Annotated in this window: 10 protein-coding genes and 1 pseudogene; 5 read left to right on the forward strand and 6 right to left on the reverse strand. The window is 41.9% G+C overall.

Features of this window, described 5'->3' with window-relative positions:
• The first annotated feature begins 106 nt into the window (after window positions 1-106).
• From JMX91_RS05855 to minE, 5 genes are all read left to right on the forward strand, one after another.
• Window positions 107-1,060: an acyltransferase gene (locus JMX91_RS05855; protein WP_201548090.1), complete on the forward strand. Its 954-nt coding sequence runs from the start codon at window positions 107-109 to the stop codon at window positions 1,058-1,060.
• A gap of 390 nt (window positions 1,061-1,450) precedes the next feature.
• On the forward strand, window positions 1,451-2,548 hold the full coding sequence (locus JMX91_RS05860) for a hypothetical protein (protein ID WP_224737783.1): 1,098 nt from the start codon (window positions 1,451-1,453) through the stop codon (window positions 2,546-2,548).
• A 71-nt stretch (window positions 2,549-2,619) separates the two neighbouring features.
• On the forward strand, window positions 2,620-3,444 hold the full coding sequence (minC, locus tag JMX91_RS05865; protein ID WP_201548091.1) for a septum site-determining protein MinC: 825 nt from the start codon (window positions 2,620-2,622) through the stop codon (window positions 3,442-3,444).
• A gap of 289 nt (window positions 3,445-3,733) precedes the next feature.
• Complete coding sequence (minD, locus tag JMX91_RS05870) at window positions 3,734-4,546, forward strand: septum site-determining protein MinD (protein ID WP_057761560.1); 813 nt, start codon at window positions 3,734-3,736, stop codon at window positions 4,544-4,546.
• A gap of 2 nt (window positions 4,547-4,548) precedes the next feature.
• On the forward strand, window positions 4,549-4,839 hold the full coding sequence (minE, locus tag JMX91_RS05875; RefSeq protein WP_057762631.1) for a cell division topological specificity factor MinE: 291 nt from the start codon (window positions 4,549-4,551) through the stop codon (window positions 4,837-4,839).
• Between the two features lie 77 nt (window positions 4,840-4,916).
• On the opposite strand, the gene JMX91_RS05880 is transcribed toward minE, so the two are convergent.
• The 6 genes and pseudogenes from JMX91_RS05880 to JMX91_RS05905 all read right to left on the reverse strand — a co-directional run.
• A complete protein-coding gene (locus JMX91_RS05880; RefSeq protein WP_201548092.1) occupies window positions 4,917-5,444 on the reverse strand; it encodes a cytochrome b in 528 nt (175 codons plus the stop codon).
• A gap of 138 nt (window positions 5,445-5,582) precedes the next feature.
• Complete coding sequence (locus JMX91_RS05885) at window positions 5,583-6,080, reverse strand: hypothetical protein (protein ID WP_201548093.1); 498 nt, start codon at window positions 6,078-6,080, stop codon at window positions 5,583-5,585.
• Between the two features lie 17 nt (window positions 6,081-6,097).
• Entirely contained in the window at window positions 6,098-7,093 is a 996-nt protein-coding gene (locus JMX91_RS05890; protein ID WP_201548094.1) for a chemotaxis protein CheB, read from the reverse strand.
• Window positions 7,083-13,958 carry an Hpt domain-containing protein gene (locus JMX91_RS05895; protein WP_201548095.1) on the reverse strand — a complete coding sequence of 2,292 codons (6,876 nt, stop codon included), beginning with the start codon at window positions 13,956-13,958 and terminating at the stop codon, window positions 7,083-7,085. The genes JMX91_RS05890 and JMX91_RS05895 overlap by 11 nt, the downstream gene beginning before the upstream one ends.
• A 30-nt stretch (window positions 13,959-13,988) precedes the next feature.
• Window positions 13,989-14,885: a CheR family methyltransferase gene (locus JMX91_RS05900; RefSeq protein ID WP_227679297.1), complete on the reverse strand. Its 897-nt coding sequence runs from the start codon at window positions 14,883-14,885 to the stop codon at window positions 13,989-13,991.
• Between the two features lie 145 nt (window positions 14,886-15,030).
• A pseudogene (locus tag JMX91_RS05905) lies at window positions 15,031-16,317 on the reverse strand (methyl-accepting chemotaxis protein); the annotation flags it as partial.
• Window positions 16,318-16,331 lie beyond the last annotated feature (14 nt).

The raw sequence follows: 16,331 nt of genomic DNA on the forward strand, positions 1-16,331 counted from the left end.
ATAGTCATGATTTAAAGCTTTACGTTCATAATATTCCTGATTTTACTAGGACAGATTCAGCGACATACGGCTTATTATTAATCAGATAGACTGAAAAGGATTGAGCATGCGATTGACATCTACCATTCGAAAAATGCATAAACGTTCGCCTAAATTAGGCAAAGCTGTGTCGCTTGCAACAGCTACTGGTGTCATCGCCGCCAATAGCTTCGGTGGTAGTATTCCTTTGTGGTTAATGGGTGTTGGTAAGGTCATTACTGGCGCCTCTATTGCAGACAAAGCCGTTATCAAAATTGCTACTCACTGGATCAGTAGCAACAGTGCCTTAATCGACAATATGTTGCCTCGCAAAGATTGGCGTATCAGTCTACCCGACGATATTCATACCAATGGTAAATACCTACTGGTGAGCAACCACCAATCATGGGTCGATACTAGCATCGTGCAGTATATTGGCGAAAAACGTTTACCACTCACGCGATTTTTTACTAAGTTTGAGCTGATCTACATCCCTATCGTTGGTCAAGCTTTTTACTTTTTAGATTTTCCAATGATGCGCCGACACTCAAAAGAAGCCATTGCCAAAAACCCTGCGCTAAAAGGCAAAGACATCGAAGAAGCCAAACGTGCCTGCGCCTTATTAAAAGATAAACCTTTTACCTTATTAAATTATTTGGAAGGTACTCGTTTTACCAAAGCCAAACAAGCTCAGCAAAAATCGCCTTATAAGCACTTGTTGAAACCTCGTGCAGGCGGATTATCATTGGCTATCAGCGCACTAGGTGAAGATATCGATGGCATATTAGACATGACAATCGTATATCCTGATGGTGTACCAAGCTACGGGGACCTTTGGAAAGGCAATATTAAACGTTTGGGCGTTGACTTGCGCTACATCGATATACCAGATGCGTTGTTCGAAAGTATCAAGCAAGGTGGCTACGAAAATGATGAAGATACAAAAGCTCAAATGTTCGACTGGGTTGAACAGGTGTGGCGTCAAAAAGATGAACGTATTAGCACTATGTTGGCAGATTTCGAAACCAGTCCTAAAACGTAAAATGCCTAATGAGAATGCTCAGCAATACTAAATTGGCTGACCGTTAGACCTTATCAAATACCAAGCACAGTCTATGCAAGCGTACTAAGTACTAAATATCGATGTAACAAACGTTAATGTAATAAGTATCGAGCACGAGATAAAAAGTTATAGGGCAATAAAGTTGCGGGTACAAATGTCACAATAGTCATATCTTACTTATGATGTTTACTGTTAAAACAGCCATGCATCATAAGTAAATTTTAATCAAGGATGGGTTGTTTTTTAGCCTTATTCATTGATAATGTGACTAATCATGAACTCATAGATTTTCGATGTCTACTTTGATAGTAAATGGTAGTAAATATCGAATTCTGACCCATTTTTTGTGCCATTTATTACTTATAAGGTATGACTGTGCCCACCTCTACTACTAGCTCGCCGTTAGCTACCGAATCTGTTTTGAGTCAGCCTCCTTATCCAATAAGTGATGAGCCACCAAAACCGAACCATCCAAAGCCGAGTCGCTTTAAGCTCACTTACGATATTGTCATGATTATTGCCATCAGTATTGATCTGCTATTGATCAGTATCGACGCTATTTTGATGAGCAATTTTAGTAGTAATGCTGCAGAATGGCTAACCATCAGTGAAGCGCTCAATTGGTATCAAACAACCCTACATGATCCTCTACGTACTGCTGGAGGATTTTTTACTATCTTTTTGGTCGTTGAGTTGCTATTGCGCTGGGCGATTGCCATCAAACAAAAAGTCTATTATCGCTGGTTCTTTTTCCCATTCGTTCATTGGTACGAAGTATTAGGCTGTTTTCCGCAGCTACGTGCTTTGCGACTGCTGCGAGCGGTGGTTATTGGACGACGTCTATATCAGCTTGGCTACCAAGTACTGCCGCAGACGTGGATCAACCGAATCAAATTCTACATTGACCTACTGTTAGAAGAGCTCTCCGATCGCGTTATTTTGACAGCGATACAAAACTTTCGACAAGAGCTAACCAGTTCAGACACGCATAAATCATTCATCGAGTCGACCATTGCAAAAAATCGAAATGAGATTGAAGCAGCTGTATTGTCCGTGCTGCGTACAGAGCTTGCACCGAAGCTGCAAGAACTGACTGCCTCATCAGGTGGCGGCAGTATATTGGCGAGCGAAATGGGCAATGCTATTGAGGAAGGGTTGGCCAACACTCCTGAGTTGCGCCGCTATCTACGCATGATACCTATTGCGGGCAGCCTGATTGAGTCACAGCTACATCACGTCGGGCACAATATCGGTGAGAATGTCGTAAATGCATTAAACAAGCGACTTTTAGACCCTAAGCGCTTGGATATATTAATGATGGAAATTGCTAGCGGTATTGCGCAAATAGATACCAATAATACAGCGCTAGATACTTTAATTTCTAGTATCATTGATGACAGTTTGACTGCGTTTGAAGCGCAAGTAAAAGTGCAGCAATGGAAGCACCAAGATATGCTAAATCTATAGTTTAGCTATCTAATAGCATGATGTAATAAGAGACATAATACCGTGACAGAATTATTTTTAAGGGTTTGTATATGACAGTTTCAGCTAACGATAACCAGACTGCACCAGCGCTAGCTTTCTACGGCAAGATGCTGACGTTTTCACGCGTACAGTTTAGTACAAGCGATCTAGCAGCTATAGAAGCTCAGCTAACTGAAACGCTCAGTAATAAATCGAGCAATATCCCTATCCTTATTGATAGTGACGTTGAGCAGGATTTATCAGCACTAGTAGAGCTGTTATGGGCATGGGGATTGCAGCCTATTGGCGTGGTGACAGGTATGCTTGATGCGCAAGCACGTGAGCAGCGCTTAGCGATATTTCCAGCAGATGGTAAGCGTATTGAGCGTATATTACCAAGTAAAAAAGCCTCCATCCCTACTCAACCATTAGCAGAGAACAACAACGCCGAAACCGTTAGTGCTAATAGCGTCGATGATACTTCTACCACGAGCGAACCTGCTACTGAAACGACACTATCTAATATGCCAACCGAGACATTGGTAAGCACTCAGCATATTACTAGCTTAATCTATGATCAAATGCTGCGTTCAGGGCAGAGCCTCAATCACGTTGGTGGCGACTTAATTTTGACCAGTAGTATCAATAGCGGCGCTGAAGCGATTACTGACAATAGCTTACATGTATATGGCCGTGCACAAGGGCGTTTGGTGGCAGGCGCAACAGGGGATAAAGATGCCCGTATATTCTGCCAAGTCTTTAATCCGTCATTGGTGTCAGTAGCAGGAACCTATTGCTTACGAGACAATTTACCTGAGCATGTCATCGACAAGTCGGTACAAGTAAAATTTGTAGAGGGCGAAGGCTTAGTATTTACCGTGATGGATGAAGCTTAAGACGCCATTAAAAATAATACACCGTGAAGTGACTTTATAGAAAACTAAGGTAGTTAAGCTGCTCTATTCGACAAGCCAAAAAGCATGACTATGGCCCTACTAATACCACGCAGAGAGGCTAATTGAGCGATACATAGGTTGTTTTTCTACTTTAGTATCGAGCTGCTATAAATTTTTGTTTATTTATGCTAGGCTAGCTTCGAAGATAGTGTATATATGTTAGGTGAATAACATGTAATTTTGCTATTTATATAAAATATATCCCATTGATTCATAGGAGTGTGCCATTGTGGCGAAGATAGTTGTAATCACTTCAGGTAAAGGCGGTGTGGGTAAAACCACGACAAGTGCTTCTTTTGCCGCTGGTTTGGCGTTACGTGGCTATAAAACGGTTGTTATCGACTTTGATGTAGGTCTACGTAATCTAGACTTAATCATGGGTTGCGAAAACAGAATTGTTTATGACTTCGTTGATGTCATCACTGGAAACGCGCGTTTGTCGCAAGCACTTGTCAAAGACAAACAGCTTGAAAACTTATATATCCTGCCCGCCAGTCAGACACGCGATAAAGACGCACTGACAGACGAAGGGGTATCAGAGGTAATGGCTGAGCTCTCTAAACAGTTTGACTATATTATTTGTGACTCGCCTGCCGGTATCGAGCGCGGTGCACAGCTAGCGATGTATCATGCAGATGAAGCTATTATTGTCACCAACCCTGAGATCTCTTCAGTGCGTGACTCAGATAGAATCATCGGCATTCTGCAAAGTCAGACGAAAAAAGTAGAAGAGAACCAAGGGACTGTTCGCGAGCATTTGATTATCACTCGTTATAATCCTGAACGTGCGGCTGCCAATGAGATGATGGATATCGATACTATCTCGAACGATATCCTAAAAGTTCCACTACTTGGTGTTGTTCCTGAGAGCCATTCAGTGCTCGAAGCGTCCAACCATGGCGAACCAGTTATTCATTATACCGACTCTGTTGCTGGTCAATGTTATGAAGACATTGTCGCCCGTTTCTTGGGTGAAGAGCGTCCACTACGTCATATTGACGTGAAGAAAAAGAGTCTATTACAGCGCTGGTTTGGGGGATAATGATGACTAAGAAAAAAGGATTTTGGAGTAGCCTATTTGGTACTGACGACAACAGTAACGCAGGTAGCGCAAATTTAGCAACTGAGCGTTTAAAAGTTATCGTTGCTAGCGAAAACAGATTGAACAATCGACTAACGGTTGATCGTATCGAAAAAATGAAACGTGAAATTTTAGAAGTCGTGAACAAATACGTTAACGGTGTGCAGATTGATGATGTCAATATCAACCATCGTTCTGAAGACAGCTTAGATGTGTTAGAGATGAATATCAATTTGCCTGAGCATAAGAAATAGCATTCTAACAGTACGTATTTCTACAATGAATGAAAAAAGCCCCAAGTTTGATACTTGGGGCTTTTAATGTTTATCGATTATTTCATACGGGCAATAAGGTTGTCCTTCTTGATAAACTGATGGTATAGCGCGGCGGCTATATGCAAGACCGTAAAACCAATAATCATTGGCCAAATAATCTCAGTATGCAAGTTATTGTAAAAACGAGCCAAGCTTCTATCTGGGGTTACGAATACAGGGATCTGAAAGATACCGAAAATATCAACCGGTCGACCGCCATATACTGCCATCAATAAGCCAACCAGTGGCATAGCAATCAGTATGGCATAGAGAGCAAAATGTGACAGCTGTGATACGAGCGTTTGCCATTTTGGCATGGCTAGCGGTGGTGGTGCCTTAGTAAAAACGCGGTTGATGACTCGGGCAATCATCCAAAATAATAAGCTCACGCCGAACGCTTTATGGTATCCAATAAACACATTACTATCTAAATTCTCATATAGCAGTATCATTATCCATATGGTTAACAGTAAGGCTGCACTAATCCAATGAAAAATACGGCTACTAACCGACCACTTTGATACATTCGAGTTGGCATTATTCATGAGTGACTCTACTACCTTTATCAGGAATTATCTCTAATCGATTTTATAAGCCAGCTAATGCTCTTCAATAGATGAAGTCATTAATATTACTGGCTTACTATTTATAGAATGGAGAATACCTTAAATAACGATAAGAATCTAGCTATCCGAATCAATCAGGTGATGGGCAATTTTATCCAAATCTGGCACTAAGTATAGCTCGTCATCAATCATCACTGTTTGATATAGGTAGGATGAGACGTCATTTTTATCAAAATACTCTTCCCTACCTTCGATATTAGCACCACTAAATTGTTCCGGTGTCTCTACATCTTTCACTTCAGAAATTCGTGCTTGCAGCTGACGCAAGTCACCTGCCGTTTGTAAGGCAAATCGGTGATCAGTCGTATTACCTTCCAAAACAATCATTTTGTCTGGAGCATGATCTTGCAGTAGCAAATGAAATACAGCCAAATCTTGTTGTTGCCAATCGTATCTAGAAACCTGCTGCTGGGACTCATTCACACTCAAAATTAGGCTGCTTGGAATGATCCAGTCCGGCTGGTTAGCTGCTGGAACAATAGTAACGTCAAGCATACCGTTGTTGGTAGTCAACAGACTCACAGCCTCAAACGAATGTTTTAAAATTTGTGTCATACGTCACTCGCAATAAGTTAATGTGAACGGCTAGCTGCCCTTTCACCAATGTAATCGGTTAGTTTTCTTGCTAAATCGGTAGGGCTACCAACAAAATTGCAATACCCTGAGTCAATGATAGCCTGAGGTTGACTTGGACATGCGCTCAAGCTCGGATCTTGTGCCCATAATTGACTGTTATTGTCTTGGATTAAGTCTAGATACTGAGAGCCATCATTACCCATACCTGAAAATATAATATTAATAAGCTCGCTACCATGAACATCGCTGGTATTTTTGAGCAGCTGCCCAATTGCAGGCTTATATTCACCATGCCAATCTTGATCCAATAGTATCACGCGACCTGTTGAATCACAGACAACCTGCTTATCAATAGGTACTATCAGACACTCTCCTGCTCGTAATCGCTGTGAAGAAGCGATAATCTTACAGCGCCAGTCATTATGACGATTAAGTATGCGGGGCAACGTACCAATCATAGCCTGATTAAAATGATGCGCCAATAAAATACAAATTGGCAGTGTGGCTGGCACATTATCTAAAAACTCTTTTACCGCGCTAGGACCACCCATAGAGGCACCCAAAAATACGACATAATGCCAGTCAGTGTCAGCTCTTTTGTAAGCTGGAGCATCTACCAGTGTTGGCAAGTCAAGCAGTTGAGCAAATTTACGCTTTAACTTACGTTGCCACTTTGCATATTCTTGGGATTCGTTTAGATACGGTGCTTGACTGAAGCCCACCAGTACTGCTGCTGGTTTGGATGCCACCGTCGCTATTGCCACACTGTCATCATAATCACTGTCTATCAGCCAAATATCGATAGCTGAATTAGAAAGCTCACCTGTTTCCTGCCACTGTGCTCGTGACACACAGCCGACCAGCATAAAGCCGAACCCACGTACCGTATCTGAAAAAGCCATGCGCTGACGATGGTCTTCTGCCACCACCATCACTTTAATATCATTTTTATTTTTTTTTCGCAGCGCTAAAACACGTGCATTATCCTTCATTAGTCAGGCTGACCCCTTCACCTAGTAATTTTTGCATTTTATCAAGTAGATCTTTTTCTTGGAATGGTTTACCCATATAGTCATTCACACCAATCTCCAAGGCACGCTCACGATGCTTTTCGCCAGTACGTGACGTTATCATAATAATCGGAATTTGCTTTAGACGACTATTATGTCGGACTTGAGTGGCGACCTCGAAGCCGTCCATACGAGGCATTTCGATATCAAGCAATATCATATCTGGTGTCATATCTTGCAATATCTCAATTGCGTCAATACCATCTTTAGCGACTGCCACATTGAACCCTTGGCGCTCTAAGAAACGTGAGGTTACTTTACGTACCGTCACGGAGTCATCGACGACTAAAATGGTAGATTTAGACTCTATACGTCCTCTCTTCGCATCAGCAGCTTTCGTAATATTCTTGACCAATTGCGCATTACGCATAAGAGCGATCAGATCTAAGATGAGCATGACCGAGCCATCACCCATGATAGTAGCAGCTGAAACTCCTGGAATATTTGATAATTGTTGGCCTAGAGGTTTGACAACAACTTCTATGCGCGAACCTGCAATCTGATCCACTTGCAAAGCAATATTCTGTCCGGTACGATTTTTAATAATGATAAGCGGTAAGCTAGTATTGGTATTTACGACCAACTCATTTAACTTATTACCCGATAAGATTTCATTTAGATAGCGTACTCGATACTCAGTGTCTTCGAAATTTAATGTAGCATCATTTGATTGATAGTAGTCATAGAGCTTCTCTGGATTCACTCGAACCACGCGCTCAATCTGTACCAATGGAATCGCATAGTAGCGATCTGCAGCACGAACAACCAATGCGTCAGACACGGCTACCGTCAATGGTAGGCGCATTGTGAAACTTGAGCCTTTACCCAACTCTGAAACGACGGATACTGAGCCACCTAGTTGACGAATTTCACTAATAACAACGTCCATACCAACGCCGCGTCCAGAGATCTGAGTCACTTGCTGACTAGTACTCAATCCAGCGTTGAAGATGTATTGCATAATATCAAGGTCTGACAGACTATTATCATCTGCATCAATTAGACCCTGAGAGATGGCTTTGCTACGTACCGCTTCAACATCAATGCCTCGCCCATCATCTGTTAATTGGATGACGATCTCACTACCTTCACGATGTACCTCAAGAGTAATACGACCGCTGCGCTCTTTGCCTGACTTTAGACGGGTCGACGTGGTTTCAATACCATGGTCGACAGCATTACGTAACATATGCTCAAGCGGTGAAGTAATGCGCTCTAGGATGGTTCTATCCATCTCGTCGTCAGCATTAATAATAGTCAGTTCAACAGACTTATTAAGCTCATTAGCTGTTTGACGTACGATACGTTCTAGACGTGGCGTCAAGCGCGTAAATGGCACCATACGTGAATTCATCAAGCCGTCTTGCAGTTCAGTCTGGGTACGAGACAACTGTAGCAGCAGGCTTTCGCTATCACGGGTCTTTTCTAATAATGTATGGTTAATATCAACCAAATCCGAGGCCGACTCTGTTAAAGATTTAGATAGCTGATTCAAAGATGAGTATTGATCCATCTCTAGAGGGTCAAAGTCTTCATTATCGATGAGTTCCTCATCTATCTGAGACAGAATCTGTGCTTCTAGCTCGATCTCCATACGACGTAGCTGATCTGCCAAGCGTTGTACTGTCGTACCCATCTCTTCAATACTGTTTGTTAAACTACTGATACCCATATCGATACGAGCACGGTTAATCGCTGACTCACCAGATAAATTAATCATGTGCTCAATCAAACCACCTGAGATACGAATCATCTCATTGCTACTAGCGCTCTGATCTTCCTCATGAGTATCTCTAAGCATAGACGGCATTTCACTGATATCTTTTGCAAGATACTGCGAATCTTGGTTTTCTTTGGCAATCAAGATTGCTTCACGCTGGGCTTGTAGAGACTCTTTAGGTATCGTTTTTAGGCTATCAGGGTTTCTACCAAACTGCTCCAACGCTTCAATCAACAACGTAGGCGTCGGTGGGTTAACATGTTGTTGAAGAATAAATACTGCATCAGCTAGCCAGTCATGACTTGCAACCAGCAACTCTAATACTTTTTTGGTGGCTGGACGCCGATTACTGACAAAATCAGTATAGACTGATTCCATTTCGTGAGCTAAGTCAGCGATACCAGAGGCAGTGACCATGCGTGCGCCACCCTTTATGGTATGCAAGTCACGTTGGAGTGCTTGTAACGCTGTGGTATTACTCGTGTCTTTTAAGAACAAGTGCAGATACTTATTACGATTAGTAAGCTCTTCTGCTTCTTCTAAAAATACTGCTAATATATCAGGATCAGGCAATCCATTGGCCCATGATTGCTTAATCATGCTATCCAGACTTAGGGTACTCAATACCTCATTATTACTGTCAACAACATTGGCAGCAATACTACGCTCTGTAGGGGCAAAATGATTTTTTGGTACTGGTATGACTAGATCGACTACCTCTGGTAACGTTTTTGCTTTTTCAAGCTGGCGCAACTGTTCAATTAGCTCTGGAGTAAAGAAAGATTTCTTATGACTCACAATATGCATCACTTGTAGTGACATCGTGTCTTGCACCATTTGCATGATTTCAAGCCACTGCGCAGTTGGCGCTCTTCGGTTCTCTACAAACGACTCGTAGACACTTTCTGCTTCGTGAGTCAAATCACCAATACTACGGATACCAGCCATCCGTGCACCGCCTTTAATCGTGTGCAAATGACGCTGTAAAACTTTCAGCGCATTGATATTGGTGATATCGGCACGCCACTTATTGAAACTTTCATCTAGTGCAGTATCAAGCTCTTGAGCTTCTTCTAAAAATATTTCTAACAGCTCGGCATCAGTATCAATAGTCTCAAACTGTAGCTCAGCTGCTGGAACAACTTTAACGGTGAAGCCAACGTCCTCGTTCTCATCCCTTTCTTGATAAATACTCTGTAAATCATCAATGACTTGTTTATCTATTTTTAAGGAGGTACTTCCAGCTAAGGCATCAAACAAGCCAATCAGCTGAGCATGACCTGCATGCAATATCGCTTGAATGTCTTGATTTTGAGCTATATCAATATGATTACTCAAATAACGATACGCATGACCCAGCTCATCTAAAATCGTGACGAATTTTGGAAATGCTTGCGCCTTTTCCTTAAGAGAAGCTATTTGTGAAACTTGCTGCTCTATATAGCCTTGAATATGCTCTATTTCAGTATGATTCAACGCATCATCTAACTCCCACTCAGCATCGAGTAACGTATCAATATTACTGTCTAATAACTCTTCTATCGTCGGTTTCTTATTTGTCATGACGGTAGTGTCATTAGCCACGTATTGCTCACCAAGCATGGCTTGCAATGACGCTATATCATGCTGACTCTGCGACCCATCGTCCTCTGCTGATACATCGTGCTGCTCTATATTTTGCTTATAGTTATTTAGATAACCCTCTATTAATGTGGCTGACTGGGCCAATGCTGCTAGGTGCTGAGCATTCATGCCTATATCTTGTTGTTGTAATGACTCCAAGCTATGCTCGATGGTCGCACTGACTTCGCTGATAGCGGCCAAAGCACTAGAACCCGAAGCACCGCGCAAAGTATGAAATGCGCGTACGATTTCATCTGTGATTTCTATAAAATTTTGCTCTCTGTTGTCTTTGACAAACTGTTCGATACAGTCAAGCAACTCTTCTGCTTCATCAATAAAGATCTTACAAAATGCTTTTTCTTCTTCAGTTTGAGGGGTAAGAACAACCGCTGCCTCTGCCATTTTTTCATTGACCGAATGAAAAGTCTGCAAGGTAGAGTCTATAGCTTCATTACTATTGTCATCATAAGCATTGCCAGTCTCAGCCGTATCAGACCATGGCGTCTTTTCTTCCATCTCATCTATAGAACTATCTATTGATTGTGCAAACAAAGCAGAGTAGCTAAATTCATTCCCCTGCTGTTTGCTATACGCATCAGCACACGCAATCCACACTGGAACAACAGCTGGATAGTCTTGAGTACCCTGTTCAAATGCTATGAGCATATCAGGATAAGCTGCCAGCACATCTGCAATCAGTTGACGCATATCAGCTGAGATAGCGATGCTGTTATCTAAGACACGGTTAAGCATGTTTTCTATAGACCATGCTAGTTCAGCTGTATAGTTAGCGCCTACCATACGGCCCGAACCTTTTAAGGTATGGAAACCACGGCGGATATCTTTCAAGCCATCTAGATCGGTCGAATTTTTCTGCCAGCTTTCATATAACGGTACAACTTCTGCCAATACTTCATTGGCCTCTTCTATAAATATCTCTTTGATATCAGGATCTGCATCGTCGGCATCAGCTGGTAGCTGATTAGTCTCTTTAATAAAAGGTGCAAGACTCTCTGGAATATCCAATGTAGATAAATATTCGTTGATATTTGCGTCTTTGTTATTCAAGTCAGTAACCAACTCGGTACTATCGTTATTAGAATCTTTAACAGCCTCATCAATTTCTAGTAAAGATTTTTCTAATTCAACATCATTTGACATAACTTCTTTAGGAGTAAGTTCAGCTAGCGTCAGTCCAGTGTTCACAGGCTGCTGACTCATAAGATTACTACTTTGTAAAATAGTAATAGCAGGATCAAAGCTTGGTGGTCGCTGAGCTAAAAAATCTGCTAACAATGTTGGTAGATTTTTTGTAGTTTCAACCACTAGATTTACAACATCATCTGTTACTGGCAATGTTTTATCTAATAAACGATTGAGCAGGTTTTCAATTGACCATGCTGTCTCACTGATACTGAAGGCACCAACCATACGACCTGAGCCTTTTAGAGTATGAAAACCTCTACGCACTTCAGTCAATGGTGTTAGATCCTGAGAATCTTGCGCCCAGATAGGAAGGAAATCTTCAAGATCAGTAATAATTTCAGTCACTTCTTCAATAAAGATATCATGGACATCTTCATCTGTTTCAAAGTTATCAGGCTTTACGTGTTCACGAGCCTGCTTTAGTGCATCACTTTCATTACTATTAGACAGACTCACACTATCTGGTTCAACTACACTCTCATCGCCCACATTGATAACAGGGCTAATCTCGCCATTATCATCGTAACGTACAACATTCGTCGCGGCTGACTCTTGAGCGAACACAGTTTCGTTAAGCGTTTCTGGTAAATCGATATCAGTATCAAGAAGCTGTGTTGCTCTAGCCGTATGTTCATTTGCTAAAGTAAGCAACTGCTGGTCAAAAACCTGCTGTGCAAGATAATCGAGTAATAGCTCAATAGACGTTAAGCTTTCAGCCAACGCTTGCACCAAACTCCAGCTCGGAGTAGTAATATTACGAGTAGTTAACTGTGCAAATAGACTACCTATATCATCCATTGTATGACGAATTTCTGGCAATTCCATATCGTCAAAGGCTTGACCAATACTGGTAAACACAGTAGACGCTGGCAATAACCCAATATCTTGATGCTGTATATAATCGTTGAAATTTTGCTTTATCTCTTCTACTGCAATTCGAAGCTCACGTAGGCCATCGTCGGTAGGAATACGGCCATGCTTACCTGCTAATTCTGCCTCGTTACTACTTATCACTTCAGGCACAGTAGCAAAAGAGGTCGCATCACCAATCTTAAGAGAAATAGTTTGTTCAGTACTATAAATAGCGTTGTATAACTCTTGCAGCTTGCGTTCAATTTGCCACTGCTCTTGCGCAAAACTTGTTTCTGATACGAGAGACTGTTTCAAATCTGCAAGGATTGATTCCACCTGAGACACATAGTAAGTCCAGCCTCGGTTTTTGAGCTGTTCTTTGATATGTTGTAAAGGAGCTACTAAGCTATCTGGCTCATCCAGCTTAAAAATAAGCGCATCAAGCTGAGTTAATAATTGCGGTAAAAAACGAGACGCTGTCGTAGTACTTTGAGATACTTTATCCAAAATAGACTGCGTACGTTTGCTACTGTGCGCTAGATAACTCAATTCGACATAGATTGCGGTGGTCAATCTTACAACTATAGTTGAAGGTACTTCATTTGATTGGGTACAAGATTCGATAACTTGATCAAGCTGACCTAATAATGGGGCATAACGCTCAGGAAGCGGCGTCTCGTTTTGGGCCAGATCGCTTAGCAATAACTCAGTCATACACCATAATCTTTGTAAATTATTATCTTGTGTTGTCTGCCTGAGATACTGACTGGCTTTTTCTAAGGTATTGAGTGCTGACGACTGATTTGTATTAGTGATCAGTAATGCTTGTACTTGCTGACGCCATACGAGTAGCAACTGCTGACACTGTTCACTTGTCAAGCTAGCGATAACTTGTTCTGTCGGAACGGCCGCTTCAATACTATTGACGATATTCTCGTTATTCGCATGAACATTTGCATATTCATGCTGAATATCACTAACGTTTACAAGAATGTCAGTTTCTATTTCTCGTTGAGACAGGGCTTGGGTCAGCTCATCAACGGCCCTATTTATCAGCTCTATATGATAAATTCCTGTACGCGCATACTGATTAACCTCTCGTTGCAATAATCGATGAGAGAACTGACCTATACGGTGCTCTCTAATAGAAAAATCATCACAATTTCGTAATCCTGCGAGTTGACTCAATTTACTAGCAACATCTGCGAGTAAAGGAAGTTTAAGCATGATGAGCGCACCACTAATCTGATGATAACTTGATATCAGTTGCTCATGGTTGATGCTAGATTCACCTAATTGCCAACCATCAGATATCTGTGTTAACTGCTGATTGAATAATGGTAGCAACCATTGAAACGTCACTATGTCATTGGACTGGTTTTTCATAGGTTTATCCTAACTCGTCTATGCACTAATTTAGGCACTAATTTTTTGCCACACATTAACCTGTGGGTGCGCAATGCGGCGCATATTTGAAGGACGCCAGAACAACGCCTCACCTGGAGCCAATATAATATATCCCTCTAACGCGCACTGCTCTGATAACCGTGCCAAAATATCACGCTGATCAAATTTACGAAAATATAGCAGCATGTTTTGGCAAATAATCACATTCTGAAGATGCGTAGTGGGTGGTTTTTTTTCAATGATATTGTGTACAGAAAAATGGACATGTGGCTGCAATACAGGTGCTACCTGCCAATTCTCCTGCATAATATTAGCCGCTTCTGGTGTGTCAGATTTCAATCTGCTTAATATATCTTTAGATGGCAGCGGCTGAACAAACGGCTGACACGATTGTGGAATTAAAGTTTGCTGCCTGTTATCGTATTGCCCCAATCGTGCACTTTTAATAGCCTCTTCGCTGATATCTGTCCCTAATATGGCATAGTCTTGACATTTCTGTGCGGCTAAGCTCATCGCCATTGACCAAGCTTCTTGTCCACTTGCGCAGCCAACACTCCAAATACGAAACAAACTATCCATGTTGTCCGCTTTGCGATGCTGCAGTGCATACTCTGTAACAAAGTCGATAGAGGGTCTATGTCGAAAAAACCGACTCTCATGAATGAGTACTTTATTTAACAACTGCTGATGCAGCCCATCATTTTTCGATAGTTGATACCATAATTGTTGAACGCTCAATCCGTTCGACATCGCCGTATAGTCGATTGCATTGGCCAGCCACTGTAGTTGTATGTCTGGCAGCACAAATCCAGTTTCCTGCTCTATGTACTTCTGCCATCGCTGCACATCCAAACTATCGACTTTCATCAAAGTATTACCCAATGTCAGCTCAACTGTATTAAGCAAATGATTTGGCTCATCAACATTAGCTAAGCTAAATAAATTACCTACTATAATTAGGCTTCTTTCTATTACTCTTACAGCAGCAAATTTATTCAATACAAAGAGAAATCAAATGCTATTAATCTCACTCTAAAAGAATAACTAATCACTAAACGCTTTCTTTCAATGCGCCTTCCGTATCCAACACTTCATAATCTACTAGCTCGTCGTCGTTCGATACCTTAAAGCCCGTTACCGATTCCTGTAGTGCTGCTGCCATTTCACTTAGCTCACCAATAGAACGGGCTGTTGCCATCGTCCCAGAAGAAGTTTGTGAAGTAATATCTTGAATGATGTTCATGGTGTGAGAAATGTGACCAGCAGACTCAGCCTGTTGTAATGCCGCGTTCGAGATGTTTTGAATCAAGTCAGCCAAAGTATTAGAAACGCTCTGTACTTCTTCTAGTGCTTCACCCGCATCTTTTGCTAAACGTGCGCCGCGTACAACTTCAGAAGTTGTTGACTCCATTGACATAACCGCTTCGTTGGTATCAGCCTGAATGGTTTTTACCAATGTTTCAATCTGCTTAGTAGCGTTTGCTGAACGCTCAGCTAGACGCTGTACCTCATCAGCAACAACCGCGAAGCCTCGGCCTGCTTCCCCTGCCATCGATGCCTGAATAGCGGCGTTCAATGCCAGAACGTTGGTCTGGTCAGCAATATCATTAATTAGTCCAACGATATCACCAATCTCTTGCGAAGACTCACCAAGACGCTTAATACGCTTTGACGTTTCTTGAATCTGATCACGAATAACGTTCATACCCTCAATAGAGCGCTGTACAACTTCTGCTCCATTGTGAGAGATAGCAACTGAACGCTGGGCAACCGTTGCAGATTCCGCAGCATTATTTGAAACCTGATCAATTGAGACAGTCATCTCATTAATAGCGGCTGATACACCAGCAATTTCTTGTGCTTGATGTTCAGAAGCTTCAGCCAGTTCAACAGCATTCATCTGCGTTTGCTCTGAAGACTGTGAGACTCGGTCAGCAGTACTGTTAATAACCAGTACCAACTGTCGTAATTGGTCAATTGCAAAGTTGACTGAATCAGCAATCGCGCCTGTAAAATCTTCTGATACAGTCGCATTAACGGTCAAGTCACCCTCTGCCAAATCACCCAACTCATCAAGCAGACGTAGAATAGCGATCTGGTTACGTTCGTTTTCTTCTTGAATTTGACGCGCTCGCTCAGACTCAGCTTCTGCTTCTTGGCGACGACGCAAGGTTTCTTTTTCAATAAGTGATCGCTCTGATCCACCACGGTTTTTCAGCAGCTGGTACAAAGCAAACAGAATCCCTAATGCGCCGATTGCAAATACAGCCGCTGGCAAGATAACGGATTGATTGAAACTATCGAAATACTGGCTTACCGATGATAGCGAGTTAACCAGCCAAATCAGACAAG

Source organism: Psychrobacter sp. Pi2-1 (assembly GCF_904846645.1).
Taxonomy (GTDB): Bacteria; Pseudomonadota; Gammaproteobacteria; order Pseudomonadales; family Moraxellaceae; genus Psychrobacter.

Excerpts from the sequence above, each read along its gene's own strand:
- JMX91_RS05855 (WP_201548090.1), top strand. The coding sequence starts at position 107 with ATGCGATTGACATCTACCATTCGAAAAATGCATAAACGTTCGCCTAAA.
- JMX91_RS05880 (WP_201548092.1), bottom strand. The coding sequence starts at position 5,444 with ATGAATAATGCCAACTCGAATGTATCAAAGTGGTCGGTTAGTAGCCGT.
- JMX91_RS05895 (WP_201548095.1), bottom strand. The coding sequence starts at position 13,958 with ATGAAAAACCAGTCCAATGACATAGTGACGTTTCAATGGTTGCTACCA.
- JMX91_RS05890 (WP_201548094.1), bottom strand. The coding sequence starts at position 7,093 with ATGAAGGATAATGCACGTGTTTTAGCGCTGCGAAAAAAAAATAAAAAT.
- minE (WP_057762631.1), top strand. The coding sequence starts at position 4,549 with ATGACTAAGAAAAAAGGATTTTGGAGTAGCCTATTTGGTACTGACGAC.
- JMX91_RS05860 (WP_224737783.1), top strand. The coding sequence starts at position 1,451 with ATGACTGTGCCCACCTCTACTACTAGCTCGCCGTTAGCTACCGAATCT.
- minC (WP_201548091.1), top strand. The coding sequence starts at position 2,620 with ATGACAGTTTCAGCTAACGATAACCAGACTGCACCAGCGCTAGCTTTC.
- JMX91_RS05885 (WP_201548093.1), bottom strand. The coding sequence starts at position 6,080 with ATGACACAAATTTTAAAACATTCGTTTGAGGCTGTGAGTCTGTTGACT.